Here is a 19981-nt window from a genome sequence, read left to right as displayed (position 1 = left end):
GGTGTCCAGCGACCTGATGGAGGTGATGGGCATTTCCGACCGCATCCTGGTGCTGTGCGAAGGCGCCATGCGCGGCGAACAACTGCGCGAGCACGCGACTGAATCCAACCTGCTGCAGCTGGCCTTGCCGCGCGGCCTGGCGAACTGAGAGAAGACCATGACCATTCAAAACAACGCGCTGCCTTCGGCACGCAAACCCCTCGATATGCGCGCATTGCTCGACAACTGGGCGATGCTGTTGGCGGCGGTGGGCATCTTCGTGCTGTGCGCGCTGCTGATCGATAACTTCCTCTCGCCACTGAATATGCGCGGGCTGGGCTTGGCGATATCCACGGTGGGCATTGCTGCGTGCACCATGCTGTTCTGCCTGGCGTCGGGGCACTTCGACTTGTCGGTGGGCTCGGTGATCGCTTGTGCCGGTGTGGTGGCGGCGATTGTGATGCGCGATACCGACAGCGTGATGCTGGGCATCGGCGCTGCATTGTTGATGGGCCTGATGGTGGGGCTGATCAACGGCATCGTGATCGCCAAGCTGCGCGTCAATGCCTTGATCACCACCCTGGCGACCATGCAGATCGTGCGCGGCCTGGCGTACATCTTCGCCGACGGCAAAGCGGTGGGTGTGTCGCAGGAACAGTTCTTTGTGTTCGGCAACGGCCAGTTGTTCGGTGTGCCGGTGCCGATCCTGATCACCATCGTGTGCTTTCTGTTTTTTGGTTGGCTGCTCAACTACACCACTTACGGGCGCAACACCATGGCCATCGGCGGCAACCCGGAAGCTGCGTTGTTGGCGGGGGTGAACGTTGATCGCACCAAGATATTGATCTTCGCCGTGCACGGCCTGATCGGTGCCCTGGCCGGGGTGATCCTGGCGTCGCGCATGACCTCGGGCCAGCCGATGATCGGCCAGGGCTTCGAGCTCACAGTGATTTCGGCTTGTGTGCTGGGCGGCGTATCCCTGAGTGGCGGCATCGGTATGATCCGCCATGTGATTGCCGGGGTGTTGATCCTGGCGATCATTGAGAATGCGATGAACCTGAAGAACATCGACACGTTTTACCAGTACGTGATTCGCGGTTCGATCCTGCTTTTGGCCGTTGTTATCGACCGTATGAAACAACGTTGATTCAAGCCTTCGGGAGATCAAATTTGGAAGGGGCGGTGCGACGATTCGACTTGCTCGCGAAGGCGGCCTCAGGGCCGACCGGGGTGTTGGATCAGACTGAGTACATATCCGTTATTGGGGTAACGGCCGCTATGGGTTCCGCCCTTACGGCGGCTCACTTTTGAACAGCGCAAAAGTAAGCAAAACGCTCTTGCCCCACCACTCGGCACCTCGCTTAGGCTCGGTGTGCCCGTAATTCGCCAGTGATTTGGGGGGCCGCCGCCACGCGCCATCCATGGCGCGGGGCGGCTAAACCGGCATCCCTGCCGGTTTACCCCCCAAATCCCTGTCGAATTCCGGCCAGCGTGGTTTAACGGGGCGCCTGAGATCAAAAGCAGATCAAGATCAAGAGCGGCTCGCTTCGCATCGTAGTTACCTTCGGCTGCTACAACCTACAAAATTGTGTAGATACCTGTGCTCCCACATGTTCACCGAGCACGGCCGATCCAGACGGGTGGGTGGGTGCCAAGGCCGTTACGAAATCAAGCTTGCCCTTGCCTGAACAAATCCACTGCCACGCTTCAAGCGACCAACGGGGGCTTGCGTCACCTCTGTTTAATTGTTAGCTTCTGGCAAAATGTTAACGATAACATTTGCTCTAACAATAAAAACAAAACAGAGACTCACGCCATGAAAATGCTCCCAAAAACCCTGTGTTTACTGGCTGTCGGCATCACCTTCGGTGCTCAAGCCTTTGCCGCCACACCGCCCGCGCCCATTCGTATCGGCGCCTCCTTCCAGGAAATCAACAACCCCTATTTCGTCACCATGAAAAACGCTCTGGAAGAAGCCGGCGCGACCATCGGTGCCAAGCTGATCATCACCGACGCCCGCCACGACGTGTCCAAGCAGGTCAGTGACGTCGAAGACATGCTGCAAAAAGGCATCGATATCCTGCTGATCAACCCTACCGATTCGGTCGGCGTGCAGTCCGCCGTCAAGTCGGCCCACGCCGCAGGCGTCGTGGTGGTGGCGGTGGATGCCCAGGCGGACGGCCCGCTGGATTCGTTCGTGGGCTCGAAGAACTTCGACGCGGGCTTCCAGGCGTGTGAATACCTGGCGAAGACCATCGGTGGCAAAGGCAATATCGCCATCCTCGACGGCATCGCCGTGGTGCCGATTCTCGAACGTGTGCGCGGTTGCAAAGAGGCGGTGGCCAAGCACCCGGACATCAAGATCGTCAGCATCCAGAACGGCAAGCAGGAGCGCGACCAGGCGCTGACCGTGACCGAAAACATGCTGCAGGCCCAGCCGACCCTCAAGGGTATTTTCAGCGTGAATGACAACGGCTCCCTCGGTGCGCTCTCGGCCATCGAAGCCAGCGGCATGGACGTGAAACTGGTGAGCGTCGACGGTGCGCCGGAAGCGATCAAGGCGATCCAGAAACCCGGCAGCCATTTCATCGCCACCTCGGCCCAGTACCCCCGCGACCAGATCCGCCTCGCCCTGGGCATTGCCCTGGCCAAAAAGTGGGGCTCTCAAGTCCCGGCCAGCGTGCCGGTGGACATCACCTTGATCGACCAGGCCAAGGCCAGGGACTTCAGCTGGTAAACCCCCAGGCCCCAAGCAAACCGTGGGGCCCAGGTCTTCCTTCTGAGCGCGAGGTCGGCGGTATGAGCAGTCTTCTGAAGCTGGAAAACATCTGTAAGCGTTACCCGGGGGTACAGGCCCTCAAGTCCATCAACCTGCAAGTGGAGCGTGGCGAAATCCATGCCTTGCTGGGGGAAAATGGCGCGGGCAAATCCACCCTGATGAAGATCCTCGGCGGCGTCGAGCATCAGGACGAAGGGCAGATCCTCATTGACGGCCAGGCGCAGCAGTTCGCTACTTACCGCGATGCCATCGCCGCCGGTATCGGCATCGTGTTCCAGGAGTTCAGCCTGATTCCCTACCTCACGGCGGTGGAAAATATCTTCCTCGGCCATGAGTTGAGCAACCGCTTCGGCCTGTTGCGCAAACGTGAAATGACCGAGGCGGCGCAGGCGTTGTTTCAGCGTTTGGGGGTGAGTATCGACCTGTATTGCGCGGTCAAGCACCTGAGCGTGGCCGAGCAACAGTTCGTCGAGATCGCCAAGGCCCTGGCCCTGGACGCACGCCTGCTGGTACTCGATGAACCCACCGCGACGCTGACGCCCAGCGAAGCCGAGTTGCTGTTCGAGATCATGCGCGAACTCAAGCGCCAGGGCGTGGCGGTGATTTTTATCTCGCACCACCTGGAAGAGATTTTCCAGGTCTGTGACCGCATCAGCGTGCTGCGCGACGGCGGCAATGTGGGCGTTACCGACGTGGCCGACAGCGATATCGACCGCCTGGTGGAGATGATGGTGGGGCGCCGCCTGGAGTGCAGTTTCCCGCCCAAGCCCACTTGCGAGCGCGGCCCGCTGTTGCTGGAGGTCAAAGACATCCAGCTGGTGCGCAATGGCCCACACAACAGCTTCCAACTGCACAAGGGCGAAATCCTGGGCTTTGCCGGACTGGTCGGCTCGGGCCGTACCGAATTGGCCCTGGGCATGATGGGGGCGCTGCCGTCGGTGAGCAAAGAGGTGTGGCTGCGCGGCGAAAAAATCAGCCTTGACGACCCAGCCCAAGCCTTGGCGCACGGCATCGGCCTGCTGCCGGAAAGTCGCAAGAGCGAAGGGCTGATCACCGATTTCAGCATTCGCGAAAACATCTCCCTGAACAACCTGCCCAAATATCAGAACGCCTCGGGCCTGATCGACAAGGCCAAGGAGTGCGCCAGCGTCGAAGCGCTGATGCGCCAGCTGTCGATCAAGGCGCCCAGCGGCGAAAGTCGCGTGCTTAACCTCAGCGGCGGCAATCAGCAAAAAGTCGTGATCGCGCGCTGGATCAACCACCACTGCGAGGTGCTGGTGTTCGACGAGCCCACCCGCGGCATCGACGTCGGCGCCAAGGCGCAGATCTACGCGCTGATGCGCAGCCTCACCGAACAAGGCTACGCAATCATTATGATTTCCTCCGAATTGCCCGAAGTCATCGGCATGTGCGACCGCGTCGCCGTGTTCCACAAGGGCGCGATCGTCAAGGTCCTGGAAGCGTCCGCCGTCAATCCTCAAGAGGTCATGCGCCATGCAACAGGGGGCTCAAGTGAATACGTCCATTAACACCGCAAACACCGGCCGCTTGCGCCTGAATGTGGCACGGCTGCTGCGCTCGCCGGCGTTTTATCCCTTTGTCGGGCTGGTGGTGGTGACCCTGGTGATGATCCTCGCCAGTGACACCTTCCTCACCGCCAGCAACCTTTCCAATATTGCTCGCCAGGTATCGATCAACGCGATCATCGCGGTGGGCATGACCTGCGTGATTCTTACCGGTGGCATCGATTTGTCGGTGGGGCCGGTGATGGCGTTATCCGGCACGCTCACGGCCGGTTTGATGGTGGCCGGCGTGCCGCCCGGCCTGGCGATTGGCGCCGGGTTGCTGGTAGGCGTGGCGTTCGGCATCGGCAACGGGCTGTTCGTGGCTTACCTGCACATGCCACCGATCATCGTCACGCTGGCGACCATGGGCATCGCCCGTGGGTTCGGGCTGATGTACACCGACGGCTACCCGATTTCCGGGCTGCCGGAGTGGTTCGCCTTTTTCGGGCGCGGCAGCGTGTTCGGTATGCAGGTGCCGATCCTGATCATGTTGCTCACTTACCTGGCCGCCTATGTGTTGCTGCAACACACGCGTATAGGCCGCTACATCTACGCCATCGGCGGCAATGAAGAAGCGGTGCGTTTGTCCGGGGTGCGTGCGGCGCGCTTCAAGCTGCTGGTGTACGGCATCAGTGGCCTGACCGCGGCGATAGCCGGGCTGGTGCTCACCTCGCGGCTGATGAGCGGCCAGCCCAATGCCGGTGTGTCGTTCGAGCTTGATGCGATTGCCGCCGTGGTACTCGGCGGTGCATCGATCGCCGGCGGGCGCGGGGTGATCGTCGGCACCTTGCTCGGCGCCATGCTGCTGGGCGTGTTGAACAACGGCTTGAACATGCTTGGCGTATCGCCTTACGTACAGAGCGTGATCAAGGGCGGGATCATTTTGCTGGCGATCTTTATCAGCCGTCAGCGCCATCGATAAATACCTCATCACACAGGACCCAACACCATGGACAAGCACACCCACATGCAAGCCGTCGTCTGCCACGGCCCGAAAGACTACCGCCTGGAACGCATCGGCAAACCCCAGGCCCGCGCCAATGAGTTAGTGATTCGCATCGCTGCCTGCGGTATCTGCGCCAGTGATTGCAAGTGCCACTCCGGCGCTGCGATGTTCTGGGGCGGTGACAACCCCTGGGTCAAGGCGCCGGTGGTGCCGGGGCATGAATTTTTCGGCTACGTGGTGGAGGCGGGCGAGGGCGCCGAGGAACACTTCGAGGTCAAGGTCGGTGACAAGGTCATCGCCGAACAGATCGTGCCGTGCGGCAAGTGCCGTTTCTGCAAATCGGGCAAATACTGGATGTGCGAAGTGCACAACATTTTCGGCTTCCAGCGTGAAGTGGCCGAAGGCGGTATGGCCCAGTACATGCGTATTCCCAAGACTGCCATCGTGCACAAGATCCCTGAGGCGGTGTCCCTGGAAGACTCGGCCCTGGTGGAGCCCATGGCCTGCTCGATCCACACCGTGAACCGCGGCGACATCCAGCTCGATGACGTGGTGGTGATTGCCGGTGCGGGCACCCTTGGCCTGTGCATGGTCCAGGTCGCCGCGTTGAAAACCCCGAAAAAGCTGGTGGTGATCGACATGGTCGACGCGCGCCTGGAACTGGCCAAGCAATTCGGCGCCGATGTGGTGATCAATCCCGCCCGTGACAACGCCCGCGAGATCATCAATGGTCTCACCGACAACTATGGTTGCGATGTCTACATCGAGACCACGGGGGTACCGGCCGGCGTCACCCAGGGCCTGGACCTGATCCGCAAGCTTGGGCGGTTTGTGGAGTTCAGCGTGTTTGGCGCCGAGACCAGCGTGGACTGGTCGATCATCGGCGACCGCAAGGAACTCGACGTACGCGGCGCGCACCTGGGGCCGTATTGCTACCCGATTGCCATCGACTTGTTCGAGCGTGGCCTGGTCACGTCCAAAGGCATCGTCACCCACGATTTCCCGCTGGACGACTGGGCCGAAGCGTTCGAACTGGCGAACTCGACCAAGTCGATCAAGGTGCTGTTGAAACCGGTGCTGCCCGCCCATGAGTAACAACATGAACTACGTCATGGGTGTCGACATCGGCACCCAGAGCACCAAGGCGCTGCTGGTGGATGCCCAAGGCACGATCATTGCCCAGCACAGCCAGGGCTATCGCGTGGATACCCCCAAAGTGCGCTGGGCCGAGCAATGGCCGCAGGTGTGGCTGGACGCTGTGCAAGCCTGCGTTGCCCAGTGCATGGCCAAGGCTGGCGTGCCGGCGGGGCAGGTCAAGGCGCTGTGCATCAGCAGCCTGTACGGCGGCTCGGGGATTGCCGTGGATGCGCAGATGACACCGTTGCACCCGTGCCTGATCTGGATGGACCGCCGCGCTGGCGAGCAGGTCGAGTGGGTGCGTGAGCATGTGGATCTGGAGCGGCTGTTCGCGGTCACCGGTAACTCGGTGGACAGCTACTACGGTTTCACCAAAATGCTCTGGCTCAAGCAGCATCAACCGCAAGTGTGGGCGAACACTCGCTACTTGCTGCCGCCCAACAGCTACATCAACTGGTGCCTGACCGGTGAGTTGGCGGTGGACCACAGCAGCGCCGGCAATATCGGCGGTATCTACGATGTGGCGGCGCGCAACTGGTCAGGCGAGATGCTGGATGCGCTGGGTATCGCGCGGTCGATGATGCCCGAGCGCTTGGTGTATTCCGGTGAGGTGGTGGGTGGTTTGCTCGCAGACTGGGCCACTCGCCTGGGCTTGCAGGCGGGCACGCCCATCCTGGCCGGTGGCGTTGACGCGGCCATGGCGACCCTGGCCGCAGGTGTCACCCAGCCGGGCAACCATGTGGCGATGATCGGCACCAGCATGTGCTGGGGCTACCTCAACCAGCAGGTGGATGCGCACCACGGCCTGGTCAGCATGCCGCATGTCTATAACGGCCACCGCGACCTGTACATCTTCGGCGGTGCGATCACCGCCGGAGCGTCGGTCAGCTGGTTTCGCGAGCAGTTCTGCCAGGCCGAAGAGCAGCAGGCCCAGACAACCGGGCAAGACAGCCTGGTGCTGCTGGAGCAGAGTGCCAGGAAGATCCCGGCGGGCAGTGAAGGCGTGGTGTTCCTGCCGTACCTGATGGGCGAGCGCAGCCCGGTATGGGACGACCGCGCGAGCGGCAGTTTTGTCGGGCTGAACCTGTATCACAGCCGCATTCACCTGTACCGCGCGGTGCTGGAGGGTGTGAGTTTTGCCCTGCGCCACAATATCGAAGCGGGCACCCAGGGCGCGCATTCCCTTGACCCGCGTTTGATCGTGGTGGGTGGGGCGAGCCATTCGGATTTGTGGATGCAGATCATTGCCGATGTCACCCGCTACCCGGTGTACACCATTGTCCAGGAGGTTGAAGCGGCTCTGGGCGCGGCGTTGCTGGCGGCGCATACGGTGGGGTTGGTCAGTGATGAGGCGATGGACACAGGCTGGGTGCAACTGGAGCAACGGGCGCAGCCCAAGCGCGAGAATGTCATGGCCTATGACCGGGCGTTTACCGAGTACCTGAAGCTGTATCCGGCCCTGAAACCGATCATGCACAACCTGCAAGCTACCTGACTCAACACGGTTAAAAATGTGGGAGGGGGCTTGCTCCCGATGGCGGTGTATCAGTCAGCTTATCTGTAGCTGACACACCGCCATCGGGAGCAAGCCCCCTCCCACAGTCAATCTTCATTGTTCTTGAGATTTTTATCTATGAACGCAGTCTTCAACTTCACCCACCAGCGCATCCTAGTCACCGGCGCCAGCAGCGGCATCGGTCGCGAAATCGCGCTCCAACTGATCAACAGCGGCGCCGAAGTCTTTGCCCTTGGCCGCGATGCCCAAGCCTTGGCCGCACTGGGCTGCTACTCCCTCTGTGTGGACATTGCCGACAGCGCAGCCCTCGATAAAGCGCTGCAAGACCTGCCGCCCCTGCACGGCCTGGTCAACTGCGCCGGCATCTCGCGCCTGGAGCCCGCCGCCGCGATCAGCGCCGAGGCTTTCGACCAGGTAATGAACGTTAACGCCCGTGCCGCCGCCCTGGTGGCCAGCCGTGTCGCGGCCAAGATGATCGCGGCAAACATTATTGGCAGTATCGTCAACGTCTCCAGCCAGGCGTCGTTGGTGGCGCTGGACGATCATCTCGGTTACTGCGCCTCCAAGGCCGCCATGGATGCGATCACCCGCGTGCAATGCGCCGAATGGGGCCGCTTTGGTATTCGGGTAAACAGCGTCAACCCCACGGTGACCTTGACGCCGATGGCAAGCATGGCCTGGTCCGACCCGGCCAAGCGCGACCCGGCGCTGGCGGCGATCCCCTTGGGGCGTTTTGCGCAACCGGCGGAAGTGGCGTTGCCGGTGCTGTTCCTGCTGAGCGACGCAGCCAGCATGATCAGTGGTGTGAGCTTGCCTATCGACGGCGGCTATACCAGCCGTTAGCCGTTTTCCAATTGCCCGGCGATGACGACCTTGTCCCGTGGCTTGTAAGGGTCTTCAAGCCGATCGAGCAGCAGGCGTACCGCGCTGCTGCCAGCCAGTGACGCGTCGTGGGCCACGCAGGCGATCGGCACGCCAAAGATATCGGCGAAGGGCAGGCGGTCGATGCCGCAGATGGTCAGGCTGTCATGGGAGATGTTGTGCATGCGCAGTGCGCGCAGGGCGCCGAGGGTGATCAACTGGTTAAAACCCATGATCGCGTCCGGCGCCGAATGTTCGGCGAGGTAGTCGAGGGTGTGCAGGTAGGATGGCATCAGCGTGTAGTCACCGGCCCGCACTTCAACGTGCACCTGGGGATGCTCGGCCAGCACTTCGCGCAAGCCTTTGAGGCGCTCCACGGTGATGCGCGAGTGCTCGGGGCCGGTCAGCACCAGCAGGCGCTTGAGGTGCGGCGTCTGGCGCAACAAGTAGTGCGCGGCCTGGATGCCGCTGTGGTAGTTGTCGAGCACCACGCGGCTGAACGGGCTGTCGTGGATCGTGCGATCCAGCAGCACCACAGGGGTCTTGCCGTTACCCAGGCGTTCCAGGTAGTCGGGCTGGTAGTTCGGCTCATCGGAGACCGGCGACAGGATGATCCCCGCCACGCGGTAACCCAGCAGCGTATCGACCGCCTTGCTTTCCAGTTCTTCCAGTTCGTCGGTGTCCACCAGCATGATGGTGTAGCCGTGTTGTTTCGCCTCGCGGGAAATGGCCTTGATCATTTCGCTGTAGAACGGGTTGTCCACCGAGGCGGTGATCACGCCGATGATCAGGCTTTCACTGCGCTTGAGCCCGCGCGCGAAGGCGTTGGGCACGTAGTCGAGTTCGCGTGCCACTTCGAGGATGCGCGCCAGGGTGGCGGGTTTTACCAGGTCAGGTTTGCTCAGCGCCCGGGACACGGTGATGGTGGTCATGCCGACCCGTTTGGCAATGTCGCTGATGGTGACGGACTTTTTCTTGTTCATCGGTAAGGCTGCGAGAGGACACATCAGCAGGCTAGCATGTGTGCAGGCCCAGTGTGATTCAAATCAGCGGGTCCCAGCGTTGCGACCAGTCACCTTCAGCCTTGACCACCTCGCGCAGCAACGCCAGCGCCTGCTGCAACACCGCCGAATCCCGCGCCCGCGAATACACCAGGTAAGTCGGGAAACTGAACTCCGGCGCCTTGGGCACGCGCTGCATCACGCCACTGTCCAGATAGCTTTGCACCACCCGCGTGCGGAAATACCCGGCGCCGCCGTTTTCCAGGATGTACTGCAGCGCCAATGGGCCCAGGTTGAAACTCACGGCGGCACGTGCGCGGTCGGGCAGGGCGGCGTCATGCTGCTGGCGGAAACCCTGGCCCCAGTCGATATACACATAGGGCTCGGGTTTGCTCGCCAATTGCACCAGGATCAGTTTTTCTTCCAGCACTTGCTCTACCTGCAAACCTGGCCAGTACTGCGGCTGGAACACCAGCGCGGCATCGAGCACGCCCAACTCCAGTTGACGCAACAGGTACTCGCCCTCGCGAATTTCGGTACGCAGTGCATGTCCGGGAATATGCTCGCGCAGCGCCTTGGCCCAACCGAGCATCAGCGGGTTGCACAGGCTGACCTCACCGCCGATATGCAGCACATTGCGATAGCCATCGGGTAACGGCAGGTCACGGCGCGCCGCTTCCCAGGTTTGCAGCAGCTGGTTGGCGTACACCACAAAGGCCTCGCCATCGGCGGTCAGGCGTGCACCGGCACGGTTGCGGATAAACAGCGTGCTGCCCAACTGGCTCTCCAGGTTCTTGACCCGGGCGGTGATGGCGGTCTGGGTGACGTGCAGTTTCTCCGCCGCTGCGGCGAGGCTGCCGCAGCGGGTGATTTCGAGGAAGGTGCGTGCCAGTTCGATGTCCATGAAGCCCCCCGGAAGATGAATGGAGGGCATTGTAGTGGAATGCGGTAAAAACTGTGGGAGGGGGCATGCCTCCCACATTTTCGATTGAATCTCAGCTCAGGGTTTCAGGTGCTTGCAAATGCTCGATAGGGAAGGCTTTTGCATAGGCATGACACACCCTCAACACCTGCTCATCGGCAAACCGCGCAGCCACCACATGCAACCCCACCGGCAAACCATTGGCGGCCAACCCGCACGGCACCGACGCAGCCGGTTGCTGGGTGAGGTTGAAGGGGTAGCTGAACGGCGTCCATTCCATCCACTCGTTCATCCCCGAGCCGGGCGGTACGTTGTGCCCGGCTTCGAACGCGGTAATCGGCATCATCGGCGATACCAGCACGTCGTAGTGCTCATGGAACGCCGCCATGCGCGCAACCAGTGCGGCGCGCGCTTCCAGGGCGGCGTTGAAGTCGTCCAGGCTCAGACGCTCGCCCCGTTGCGCAATACGCAGCAGCCCCGGGTCCAGCAGTTGCTTTTGCGCGTCGCTCATGGAGCCAGTCAGGCGTGCAGCGCCGGCGGCCCACAGGGTGCTGAACACCTCAAGCGGGTCGCTGAAACCCGGGTCGATCTGCTCGACATGCGCGCCCAATTGCACCAGGCGCTCCACCGCCTGGGCGACGACCTTGGCGACTTGCGGGTCGACATCCACATAGCCGAACGTGGGGCTATAAGCCACGCGCAAGCCCTTCAGATCCGCCCCTGGGGTGAGCCAGGGCGTGGTCCTTGGCGCCCCGATCAGGCCATCGCGCACATCCATTTGTGCCACGGTCTGTAGCATCAGCACGCTGTCTTCCACCGTGCGGGTCATGGGCCCCAGGTGCGACAGGATGGTCATGGAGCTGGCCGGCCACTGCGGCACATAACCGAAGGTCGGCTTGATCCCGAACGTGCCGGTGAACGCACACGGGATGCGAATCGAACCGCCCGCATCGCTGCCCTGATGCAACACGCCGAGGTTCAACGCCGCCGCCGCCCCGGCGCCGCCGGACGAACCGCCCGCCGTGGTGCGGGTATCCCATGGGTTGCGGGTGATGCCGTACAGTGGGTTGTCGGTGACGCCTTTCCAGCCGAACTCGGGGGTGGTGGTCTTGCCCAGCAGCACCGCGCCAGCCTTGCGCATGAAGTGCGAGAAGGGCGCGTCCACATTCCAAGGCCCCTCGGCGGATGAGGTGCGCGAGCCCTTGCGGGTGGGCATGCCGAGGGTCAGCGTGAGGTCTTTTATCGACGCTGGTACGCCATCCAGGGCGCCGCAAGGGGCACCTTTTAACCAACGTTGTTCCGAGGCCCGCGCCGCGTTCAATGCACCCTCAGGATCGACATGGCAGTAGGCGTTCACCACCGGGTTGTAGCGTTCGATGCGCAGTAACGCATCTTCGGTGACCTCTACCGGTGACAAGCTCTTGTCGCGATAATGCTTGAGCAGTTGCACCGCCGTCAGTTGGCCGATCTCACTCATGCTTGAACTCCCTGCGCCGCATTGACCATGGCCCGCAGCAACACCGCGCAGCCAGCCGCCAGATCATCCGGCGCCGCGTTTTCGATTTCGTTATGGCTGATGCCGCCTTCGCATGGCACAAAGATCATCCCGGCCGGGCCCAGTTCGGCGACGAAAATCGCGTCATGCCCAGCGCCACTGACAATGTCCATATGGCTCAAGCCCAAGGCCCTCGCGCCATCGCGCACGGCATTGACGCAGGCCGGGTTGAAGTCCAGCGGCGGGAAGTCGGCGGTGGGTGTCAGTTCAAAGGTCAAGCCGTGTCGGGCGGCCGTGGTTTCGATCACTGCGTGTACTTCATCGACCATGGCTTGCAGCTTGTCGGCATGCAGGTGGCGCAAGTCGAGGGTCATCTGCACCTGGCCGGGAATCACATTGCGCGAACCCGGGTGCAGGCTCAGGCAACCAACGGTGCCGCAGGCATGGGGCTGTTGTTGATGGGCGATACGGTTGACCGCGCTGACCACCTCGGCGGCGCCGACCAGGGCGTCCTTGCGCAGGTGCATCGGTGTGGGGCCGGCGTGGGCTTCGACGCCGGTGAGGGTCAGGTCGAACCATTTCTGGCCCAGGCAGCCCATGACCACGCCGATAGTGGTGGCCTGGTCTTCCAGTACCGGGCCTTGCTCTATATGGGCTTCGAAGTAGGCCCCGACCGGATGGCCCAGAACCGCACGGGAACCGGCATAGCCAATGCGCTGTAATTCGGCACCTACCGACAGGCCCTGGTCGTCGCATTTGTCGAGGGTGTCCTGCAAGTCGAACTTCCCGGCAAACACCCCGGAACCCATCATGCACGGCGGGAAGCGCGAGCCTTCTTCGTTGGTCCACACCACCACTTCAATCGGCGCCTGGGTCTGGATCTGCAAGTCATTCAAGGTACGGATCACTTCCAGCCCGGCCATCACCCCGTAGCAGCCGTCGAACTTGCCGCCGGTGGGTTGGGTGTCGATGTGGCTGCCGGTCATCACCGGGGGCAGGGCGGGGTTGCGTCCGGCACGACGCGCAAAGATATTGCCGATGGCGTCGACAGTGACGCTGCACCCAGCCGCTTCGCACCACTGCACAAACAGGTCGCGGGCCTGGCGGTCCAGATCGGTGAGGGCCAGGCGACACACGCCACCCTTGGCCGTGGCGCCGAGTCGGGCCAGGTCCATCAGCGATTGCCACAGGCGGTCACGGTTGATCAGCGGGGCGTTGCTCTGGAGCGGTTGCGCAACACTATTCATCAGAGATCTCCAGTCAGGCACTCAAGGCCAGATAACGGTTCTTGATCGACGGGTCGGCACGGAAGTCAGCGGCGCTGCCTTCGTACACCACGCGGCCCTGTTCGAGTACGTAATGGCGGTCGGCGAGTTTGTCGCAGACCATCAGGTTCTGCTCCACCAGCAGCACCGGCAGGCCGTCGTCCTTGACCTTGCGCAGGATCTTCACCAGCTCGTCGACAATCACCGGGGCCAAGCCCTCGGTGGGTTCGTCGAGGATCAGCAGCTTGGGGTCGTTGAGCAGGGCGCGGGCGATGGCAAGCATTTGCTGTTCGCCGCCGGATAGCGCATGGCCGGCGTTTTTGCGCCGTTCCTTGAGGCGCGGGAACATGGCGTATACGTCGTCCAGTTGCCATCGGCTGCTTTTGCGCACGGCGATGCGCAGGTTTTCCTCGACGCTGAGCAGGCGGAAAATCCCGCGGTTCTCCGGCACCAGCGCTAAGCCCTGGCGTGCAATTTCAAAGATTTTCTGCCCCACCAGCGCCTGGCCATTGAAGTGAATCTGGCCCTGGCGCGGGCAGATGATGCCCAGGATGCTGCGCAAAGTGGTGGTCTTGCCGGCACCATTGCGACCCAGCAGGGTCACCAGTTCGCCAGGGTTGACGGTCAATGACACGCCCTCCAGCACATGGCTCTTGTCGTAGTAGGAATGGATATTCTCGACGATCAGCATCAGGCGGCCTCCCCAAGGTATGCAGTGCGCACACGTTCATCGGCACGCACGAACTCTGGCGTGCCTTCCACCAGGATCTGGCCGTGGCTCATCACCGTGATGCGTTGGCTGATGGACATGACGATGCTCATGTTGTGTTCGATCAACAGCACCGTGTGGTCGCGGCCCAGGTCGCTGATCAGTTGGGTCATGATCGGGATATCATCGATGCCCATGCCCGAGGTCGGTTCGTCGAGCATCAACAGTTTCGGTTTGGAGCAGATCGACATGCCCACCTCCAGCACCCTTTGCTGGCCGTGGGACAACTCGCCGGCCAGGGTGTCGGCGCGGGCAGTGAGTTGCAGGCGCTCAAGGACCTGGTCGGCCATCTCCAGGTGTTCGCGCTTGCTGTCAACTCGGCGCCAGAAGTTCAAGGCACGGGCGCCATCGCGGCCCTGGGCGGCCAGGCGCAGGTTTTCGCGCACGCTGAGGTTCTGGAACAGGCTGGTGAGCTGGAACGAACGCGCCATGCCCAGGCCGACGCGGGCATGGGCGGGCTTGCGCATCAGGTTGTTGCCGTCGAAATGGATCGCTCCGGCAGTGGCCTGGCGCTCACCTGTCAGGCAATGAAACAGGCTGGTCTTGCCAGCGCCATTGGGGCCGATAATGGTGTGGATAGTGCCGGCCTCGACCTTGAGGTTGACGCCATTGACCGCATGGAACGCGCCATAGGCCAGTTCCAGGTGTTGGGTTTCCAGCAGGATGCTCATAGCCCTTGCTCCTTGGCGACGACCGCGCTTTTGCGCGTGCCGCGCACCTTCTCGAACAGCGAGGCGAGGCCGCCCCACAAACCGCCGCGCATGAAGATCACCACCAGGATCAGGATCACCCCCAGCAGCATCAGCCAGCGCGGCCACAGGTCGGAGAGGAAATCCCCCAGCAGCACAATGGAACCGGCGCCCAGCAATGAGCCGAACAACGAGCCAGTGCCGCCGACGATGGTCATGATCAGAATGTTCTCGGACATCGCCAGGTCAATATTGGACAGTGGCACAAAGTGCAGCAGCATGGCGTACAGCGCCCCGGCAATCCCGGTGACCGCCCCGGACAGCACGAACACCAGGATCTTGAAGTGCCGCGTGTCGTAGCCGATGGCCGAGGCACGTGTCTCGTTTTCACGGATCGCCATCAGCGTGCTGCCGAACGGCGAAGCGATCACCCGGCGAGCGCCGATAAAGATCAGCAGGAACAGCACCGCGACAAATCCATAGAAGGCACGGGCATCGGCCAAGGACAACAGCACGGTTTCACCCACACGGATTTCCGGGCGCGGCACGCTGAGCAGGCCGTTGTCGCCGCCGGTCCAGTCGCTCAGGGTGTAGGCGACGAAATAGGCCATCTGGCTGAACGCCAGCGTGAGCATCACGAAGTAAATGCCGGTGCGCCGAATCGCCAGGGCGCCCACCAGCAATGCCAGGAAACCGCCGGCGATGGCGGCACCCAGCAGTGCGGTGAACAACCCCAGTTGCAGGTGGATCATCAGCAACGCCGCGCAGTAGGCGCCGGCCCCGAAGAAGATGCCTTGGCCGAATGACAGCAAGCCGGTGTAGCCCAGCAACAGGTTGCAAGCCAGGGCGGCCATGGCAAAGATCAGGATCTCGGTGGCCAGGGTTGCCGAGGGCAGTATCAACGGCAGGCCGATCAGCACCGCCAATACCCACAGCAGCATCGCTTTGGATTGGGTTTTGGCAAACGGCAGGGGGTTTTTCTCGCTCATTTCAGGCTCTCCCGAACAGGCCGTAGGGGCGGACCAGAATCACCACGGCCATCGCGCCGTAGATCATCAGGCTCGCACCCTGGGGCCAGAGTGTGGTCATCAGGCTTTGCACTACGCCTACCAGCAAACCGCCGACCAGCGCACCGCTGAACGAGCCCATGCCGCCGATCACCACCACCACGAACGCCACCCCGAGAATCTCCGGGCCGACAAAGGGCTGGGCACCACGCAACGGCGCGAACAACACCCCGGCGACACCGGCCAGGGCCACGCCGAGGGCGAAGGTCATGGAGAACAGGCGGAAAATATTGGTGCCCAGCAATGACACGGTTTCAGTGCTCTCACTGCCGGCGCGCACCAGGGCGCCGAAGCGCGTGCGTTCCAGCAGCAGCCACAGGCCCAGGCCGACGAGCCCGGAAAACACGATGAGAAACAGGCGGTAGTAGGGATAGACAAAATCCCCCACCACCAACACGCCGCGCAGCAACTCCGGTACGGCGACACTTTTGCCCACCGGGCCCCAGATCATCACGCTGGCTTCCTGGATAATCAGCGCGATCCCCAGGGTTACCAGAATCTGGAACATGTGCGGCAAGTGGTAGATCCGCTGGATCAGCACACGCTCGATCACCCAGGCCAGCGCAGCCACCACCAGCGGCGCGACGAGCAGCGCCAGCCAGAAGCTGCCGGTGAGGCTCACGGCGGTGTAGCAGATGTAGGCGCCCAGCAGGAAAAACGCGCCGTGGGCGAAGTTGACGAAGTTGAGCAGGCCGAAAATGATCGTCAGCCCGACCGCGATCAGGAAGTAGATCATCCCCAGCCCAAGGCCGTTGAGAATCTGGAACAGGTACAAATTGAGCATGCAGGAACCCTCTGCAGGCGGCCGCTTGCGCGGCCCTGCGCGACAAAAAGTAAGCAGTCAGCCGAGCGTGCAGCCCGTCGCCTCGACCGGTGGGAACGATTGGCCGGCGCTGAGCACCTTGGCCAGGTCGTCCTTGTCGGCCATGTCGCCGCTGGCCTTGCCGACCAGCAGGTAGTAATCCTTGATCACCTGATGGTCGCCGGCGCGGATCGACTCCTTGCCGGTCGGGCCTTCATAGCTCAAGCCTTGCATGGCCTTGGCCACGGTTGCGCCGTCGAAGCTGCCGGTGGCGATGACGGTGTCGAGCATGACCTTGGTGCTGATGTAGTCGGCGGCCAGCGGGTAGGTGGGGTTGATGCCGTATTTGGCCTGGGTCAGCTTGACCAGTTCGCGGTTGAGTGGCGTATCGACCTGATGCCAGTACTGCGCGCCGAGGTACACACCTTCGAGCACATCGCTGCCCAGTTCCTGGAATTGATCAAGGCCGGCCGACCATACCAGCAGCACCTTCATGCGTTCCTTGATGCCGAAGTTCACCGCCTGGCGCAGGGTGTTGGACGACTGGCTGCCGAAGTTGAGCAGTACCAGCACGTCGGGCCGGGTGGAAATGGCGTTGGTCAGGTAGCCGGAGAATTCCTGCTCCTGCAGCGAGTGGTAGCTGTTGCCGACGTGTTCCAGGCCGTGCTCCTTCAGCACGTTCTTTGCGCCTTCGAGCAAGGCTTCGCCGAACACGTATTGCGGCGTGATGGTGTACCAGCGTTTGGCGTCCGGCAGCAGTTTGATCAGCGGCACCATGGTTTCGCGGATCGCGCCGTAGGTGGGCACTGACCAGCGGAAGGTCGCCTTGTTGCAATCCTTGCCGGTGACTTCATCGGCACCCACCGGGGTCATGAACACGCCGCCGACTTTATCGACTTCCTTGGCCACCGCCAGGGCGGAAGACGACAGTGTGCAGCCCTGGAAGAACCGTGCGCCGTCCTGCGCGATTGCCTCCTGCACCTTGCGCACCGCTTTGCCGGCGTTGCCTTCGGTGTCGATAACCTTGTAGGTGAGCGGGCGGCCGAGGATCTCGGCATGCTGTTGCACGGCCAGGCGCGAACCCATGTCGGCAAATTTGCCATAGCTGGCAAACGCGCCAGACATGGACTTGAGGCCGTAAAAGGTAAAAGGCTCGGCGGCGAAGGCCGAACGCACGCTCAGCGGCAAGCTGAGGGCGGCGGCTGCGGTGAGGCTGGCTTTCAATAACGTACGACGCTGCATGGGGTGACTCCCTGGTTTAGTTATTGGCAGGAGCGGCAAGGGCGATACGGTGGTGCAAGGGCCTGTGGGCAGGCTTGTTATTGGGTAACTCGGTTCAACAGATGGACACGGTCAAATGTGGGAGCTGGCTTGCCTGCGATGCGGGCGCCTCGGTGTTACAGGGGGACCGAGCCGATACCATCGCAGGCAAGCCAGCTCCCACATTGATTGGGTTTTGTTCCTAACGGTGATCAAACTCCAGAAGGAAGTGCGGGCTGACCTGGCCTTCCAGCGCAGTCATATGGTGTTCGGCATCGCACATATGCTCATGCATCAAACTGCGCACGGCGCTTTCATCCCCGGCACGAAAGGCGATCAGCAGTTGTTTGTGATAGTCGAGGTTGGCCGCGTCGAACTGCTTGCGCTTGGGCTTGTAGGCTTTCTTCAGTACCACCAGGTCGCGCAGCAGGTCGTTGAGAAACTGCGCCATAAAACTCAGCAGCGGGTTGGGGCACGCCCGGGCCAGCAGGTTGTGGAACTCCAGTTCCGCCAGGCGCTGTTCGCGCTGGCCGGCTTCGCTGTCTTCGGGGGCGCTGCAAAAATCCACATTGGCTTGCAGGGCCTGATAGTCGTCTTCGCTCAAGCGCCCGAGCACCGATAGCGCCAGTTCCACTTCGATGACCTTGCGCAACTGATACACCTGCTCGCCATCCAGATGCTGGAAGTGCAGGTAGTTGCGCAAGGCGCGGCTGGCAGGTTCAGTGCCGGCCTGGTTCAGATAAGCCCCGCCACTGGGGCCGGTGCGCGTATTGACCAACCCTTCGACTTCCAATGCCTTGAGCGCTTCGCGTGCCGAGCCCTTGGAGCACTGGAAGCTTTCCATCAGCTCGCGTTCGGTGGGCAAGCGGTCGCCGGGCTTCAAGGCATCGGTGACGATGGAGCGCTTGACCGACTCGACAATCACATCGGACAGCTTCTGGCGTTTGCGGCGTAGCGGGCGAGTCAGCATGGGTTCGATTTATCGTATTAATGCGGATAAATAGCACTTAATAACGATTGCATCGGAGCGTCAACGCAGCGTGTCGTTTTCGATGGCAACAGGTCGCAAATGCGCCGGTTACTCCCAGGCACCAAGGTCAAGGCAGCGCGCGGAGGCTGGCGGCTGTTTGCCATAGGCGAGGAAATCCCCCAGCCAGCGGGTGACACAGCCGTCGGCGCCCGACTGCTTGGACTCCTTGAGCAATAACTGCTCGACGCCCACAGCGATAGGATCGCCCGGCGCCGCATTAATCAGCACCATGCGTGCGATGCGCTCGGGAAACAGCGTGCCGTAGCGGCTGCCAAGACGGGTCGCGGCGGCGCTGCCCAGGTAGTGCAGGCGCGCTTCGCCGAGCTGCCCGCGCACATATTCCATGTCCAGCGCCGCCTGCTCGACCGCGTTTGACTGGCGCAGGTCGCGGGTGCTCAGTTCGATCACGTCATAACGGTCCACCAGCGTGCGATAAGCGCGGGTGGCGAGCGACTCCCAGTGGCTGGCCAGGTGCAGCACGAAAGGCGCGTTGGCGGGCTGGGGCGGTTCGCCGGCCTGGATGAACACCACGCCCTCGCGGTTGAGCGGTTGCCTTGCGCCCACACGCGTCACGCTCAGGCGTATACGACCGCGCCCGGGAGCAGCGTGGTCCCGTGGCACACTGACCAGGCCGCATTGGGTGCGCCCGACCACCTCAGGGTCCAGGCGCGCAGTGGTAGTGAGGGGGCAATCCAACAGCCAGTCGATTGCAGTGGGCACGATCAAGGGCTCAGCGCGCACTGCGTTTGCTATAAGCCAGCAGCTTATGCAGACCAGGCTTTTTACAAGAACGCTGGGTGTCATCACGAGGTCCCGGGCAGCCGTATGTAACAGCTTTTTTACCAAGGACCTGGGGGTGGAGAATGTAAGGCTAAGAAACAGTTTGTGTAAGAAATGC

The 19981-nt window shown here is 62.1% G+C and carries 18 protein-coding genes; 7 read left to right on the top strand and 11 right to left on the bottom strand.

The window, feature by feature from the left end; genetic code table 11:
• Nucleotides 1-157 precede the first annotated feature (157 nt).
• From araH to E4O98_RS17000, 7 genes are all read left to right on the top strand, one after another.
• Nucleotides 158-1126 (top strand): L-arabinose ABC transporter permease AraH, encoded by a 969-nt coding sequence (gene araH / locus E4O98_RS17030; RefSeq protein WP_005787495.1) that lies wholly within the window; start codon nucleotides 158-160, stop codon nucleotides 1124-1126.
• Between the two features lie 669 nt (nucleotides 1127-1795).
• The gene (locus E4O98_RS17025) at nucleotides 1796-2716 is read left to right on the top strand and encodes a substrate-binding domain-containing protein (RefSeq protein ID WP_103735356.1); all 921 of its coding nucleotides are present in this window, start codon (nucleotides 1796-1798) and stop codon (nucleotides 2714-2716) included.
• Between the two features lie 62 nt (nucleotides 2717-2778).
• Nucleotides 2779-4287 carry a sugar ABC transporter ATP-binding protein gene (locus tag E4O98_RS17020; protein WP_032876453.1) on the top strand — a complete coding sequence of 503 codons (1509 nt, stop codon included), beginning with the start codon at nucleotides 2779-2781 and terminating at the stop codon, nucleotides 4285-4287.
• A complete protein-coding gene (locus E4O98_RS17015) occupies nucleotides 4253-5245 on the top strand; it encodes a ribose ABC transporter permease (protein ID WP_078821149.1) in 993 nt (330 codons plus the stop codon). Before E4O98_RS17020 ends, E4O98_RS17015 begins: the two co-directional genes overlap by 35 nt.
• Nucleotides 5246-5272: 27 nt before the next feature.
• Nucleotides 5273-6364, top strand: a complete 1092-nt coding sequence (locus tag E4O98_RS17010; protein WP_032876446.1) for an alcohol dehydrogenase catalytic domain-containing protein — start codon at nucleotides 5273-5275, stop codon at nucleotides 6362-6364.
• A 4-nt stretch (nucleotides 6365-6368) separates the two neighbouring features.
• Nucleotides 6369-7901 (top strand): FGGY-family carbohydrate kinase, encoded by a 1533-nt coding sequence (locus E4O98_RS17005; RefSeq protein ID WP_148854169.1) that lies wholly within the window; start codon nucleotides 6369-6371, stop codon nucleotides 7899-7901.
• 138 nt (nucleotides 7902-8039) lie between these two features.
• On the top strand, nucleotides 8040-8765 hold the full coding sequence (locus E4O98_RS17000; protein WP_248135753.1) for an SDR family oxidoreductase: 726 nt from the start codon (nucleotides 8040-8042) through the stop codon (nucleotides 8763-8765).
• Here E4O98_RS17000 and E4O98_RS16995 read toward each other — a convergent pair.
• The 11 genes from E4O98_RS16995 to E4O98_RS16945 form a co-directional block, all read right to left on the bottom strand.
• Nucleotides 8762-9766: a LacI family DNA-binding transcriptional regulator gene (locus E4O98_RS16995; RefSeq protein ID WP_248135752.1), complete on the bottom strand. Its 1005-nt coding sequence runs from the start codon at nucleotides 9764-9766 to the stop codon at nucleotides 8762-8764. The genes E4O98_RS17000 and E4O98_RS16995 overlap by 4 nt on opposite strands.
• A gap of 58 nt (nucleotides 9767-9824) precedes the next feature.
• Nucleotides 9825-10688 carry a LysR family transcriptional regulator gene (locus E4O98_RS16990; protein WP_005787511.1) on the bottom strand — a complete coding sequence of 288 codons (864 nt, stop codon included), beginning with the start codon at nucleotides 10686-10688 and terminating at the stop codon, nucleotides 9825-9827.
• Between the two features lie 91 nt (nucleotides 10689-10779).
• A complete protein-coding gene (locus E4O98_RS16985; protein WP_248135751.1) occupies nucleotides 10780-12183 on the bottom strand; it encodes an amidase in 1404 nt (467 codons plus the stop codon).
• Nucleotides 12180-13448 carry a Zn-dependent hydrolase gene (locus E4O98_RS16980; RefSeq protein ID WP_248135750.1) on the bottom strand — a complete coding sequence of 423 codons (1269 nt, stop codon included), beginning with the start codon at nucleotides 13446-13448 and terminating at the stop codon, nucleotides 12180-12182. The genes E4O98_RS16985 and E4O98_RS16980 overlap by 4 nt, the downstream gene beginning before the upstream one ends.
• Nucleotides 13449-13461: 13 nt before the next feature.
• Complete coding sequence (locus tag E4O98_RS16975; RefSeq protein ID WP_005787517.1) at nucleotides 13462-14157, bottom strand: ABC transporter ATP-binding protein; 696 nt, start codon at nucleotides 14155-14157, stop codon at nucleotides 13462-13464.
• Complete coding sequence (locus E4O98_RS16970) at nucleotides 14157-14906, bottom strand: ABC transporter ATP-binding protein (protein ID WP_223018649.1); 750 nt, start codon at nucleotides 14904-14906, stop codon at nucleotides 14157-14159. Before E4O98_RS16970 ends, E4O98_RS16975 begins: the two co-directional genes overlap by 1 nt.
• Complete coding sequence (locus E4O98_RS16965; RefSeq protein WP_148854174.1) at nucleotides 14903-15913, bottom strand: branched-chain amino acid ABC transporter permease; 1011 nt, start codon at nucleotides 15911-15913, stop codon at nucleotides 14903-14905. The genes E4O98_RS16970 and E4O98_RS16965 overlap by 4 nt, the downstream gene beginning before the upstream one ends.
• Before the next feature lies 1 nt (nucleotide 15914).
• A complete protein-coding gene (locus E4O98_RS16960) occupies nucleotides 15915-16775 on the bottom strand; it encodes a branched-chain amino acid ABC transporter permease (RefSeq protein ID WP_032876425.1) in 861 nt (286 codons plus the stop codon).
• Nucleotides 16776-16832: 57 nt separating this feature from the next.
• Nucleotides 16833-18035, bottom strand: a complete 1203-nt coding sequence (locus E4O98_RS16955; RefSeq protein ID WP_148854175.1) for an ABC transporter substrate-binding protein — start codon at nucleotides 18033-18035, stop codon at nucleotides 16833-16835.
• A gap of 220 nt (nucleotides 18036-18255) precedes the next feature.
• Nucleotides 18256-19023 (bottom strand): FCD domain-containing protein, encoded by a 768-nt coding sequence (locus E4O98_RS16950; protein WP_005787529.1) that lies wholly within the window; start codon nucleotides 19021-19023, stop codon nucleotides 18256-18258.
• 108 nt (nucleotides 19024-19131) lie between these two features.
• On the bottom strand, nucleotides 19132-19887 hold the full coding sequence (locus E4O98_RS16945) for an alpha/beta hydrolase (RefSeq protein ID WP_148854176.1): 756 nt from the start codon (nucleotides 19885-19887) through the stop codon (nucleotides 19132-19134).
• Between the last annotated feature and the right edge of the window lie 94 nt (nucleotides 19888-19981).

This window comes from Pseudomonas sp. W2Jun17 (genome assembly GCF_023127795.1).
In the GTDB taxonomy this organism is placed as follows: Bacteria; Pseudomonadota; Gammaproteobacteria; order Pseudomonadales; family Pseudomonadaceae; genus Aquipseudomonas; species Aquipseudomonas synxantha_A.
Note: the sequence above shows the minus strand (reverse complement) of the source record. Positions and strands in the feature narration are given on the sequence as shown.

Excerpts from the sequence above, each read along its gene's own strand:
- araH (WP_005787495.1), top strand. The coding sequence starts at position 158 with ATGACCATTCAAAACAACGCGCTGCCTTCGGCACGCAAACCCCTCGAT.
- E4O98_RS17025 (WP_103735356.1), top strand. The coding sequence starts at position 1,796 with ATGAAAATGCTCCCAAAAACCCTGTGTTTACTGGCTGTCGGCATCACC.
- E4O98_RS17020 (WP_032876453.1), top strand. The coding sequence starts at position 2,779 with ATGAGCAGTCTTCTGAAGCTGGAAAACATCTGTAAGCGTTACCCGGGG.
- E4O98_RS17015 (WP_078821149.1), top strand. The coding sequence starts at position 4,253 with ATGCAACAGGGGGCTCAAGTGAATACGTCCATTAACACCGCAAACACC.
- E4O98_RS17010 (WP_032876446.1), top strand. The coding sequence starts at position 5,273 with ATGGACAAGCACACCCACATGCAAGCCGTCGTCTGCCACGGCCCGAAA.
- E4O98_RS17005 (WP_148854169.1), top strand. The coding sequence starts at position 6,369 with ATGAACTACGTCATGGGTGTCGACATCGGCACCCAGAGCACCAAGGCG.
- E4O98_RS17000 (WP_248135753.1), top strand. The coding sequence starts at position 8,040 with ATGAACGCAGTCTTCAACTTCACCCACCAGCGCATCCTAGTCACCGGC.
- E4O98_RS16995 (WP_248135752.1), bottom strand. The coding sequence starts at position 9,766 with ATGAACAAGAAAAAGTCCGTCACCATCAGCGACATTGCCAAACGGGTC.
- E4O98_RS16990 (WP_005787511.1), bottom strand. The coding sequence starts at position 10,688 with ATGGACATCGAACTGGCACGCACCTTCCTCGAAATCACCCGCTGCGGC.
- E4O98_RS16985 (WP_248135751.1), bottom strand. The coding sequence starts at position 12,183 with ATGAGTGAGATCGGCCAACTGACGGCGGTGCAACTGCTCAAGCATTAT.
- E4O98_RS16980 (WP_248135750.1), bottom strand. The coding sequence starts at position 13,448 with ATGAATAGTGTTGCGCAACCGCTCCAGAGCAACGCCCCGCTGATCAAC.
- E4O98_RS16975 (WP_005787517.1), bottom strand. The coding sequence starts at position 14,157 with ATGCTGATCGTCGAGAATATCCATTCCTACTACGACAAGAGCCATGTG.
- E4O98_RS16970 (WP_223018649.1), bottom strand. The coding sequence starts at position 14,906 with ATGAGCATCCTGCTGGAAACCCAACACCTGGAACTGGCCTATGGCGCG.
- E4O98_RS16965 (WP_148854174.1), bottom strand. The coding sequence starts at position 15,913 with ATGAGCGAGAAAAACCCCCTGCCGTTTGCCAAAACCCAATCCAAAGCG.
- E4O98_RS16960 (WP_032876425.1), bottom strand. The coding sequence starts at position 16,775 with ATGCTCAATTTGTACCTGTTCCAGATTCTCAACGGCCTTGGGCTGGGG.
- E4O98_RS16955 (WP_148854175.1), bottom strand. The coding sequence starts at position 18,035 with ATGCAGCGTCGTACGTTATTGAAAGCCAGCCTCACCGCAGCCGCCGCC.
- E4O98_RS16950 (WP_005787529.1), bottom strand. The coding sequence starts at position 19,023 with ATGCTGACTCGCCCGCTACGCCGCAAACGCCAGAAGCTGTCCGATGTG.
- E4O98_RS16945 (WP_148854176.1), bottom strand. The coding sequence starts at position 19,887 with ATGACACCCAGCGTTCTTGTAAAAAGCCTGGTCTGCATAAGCTGCTGG.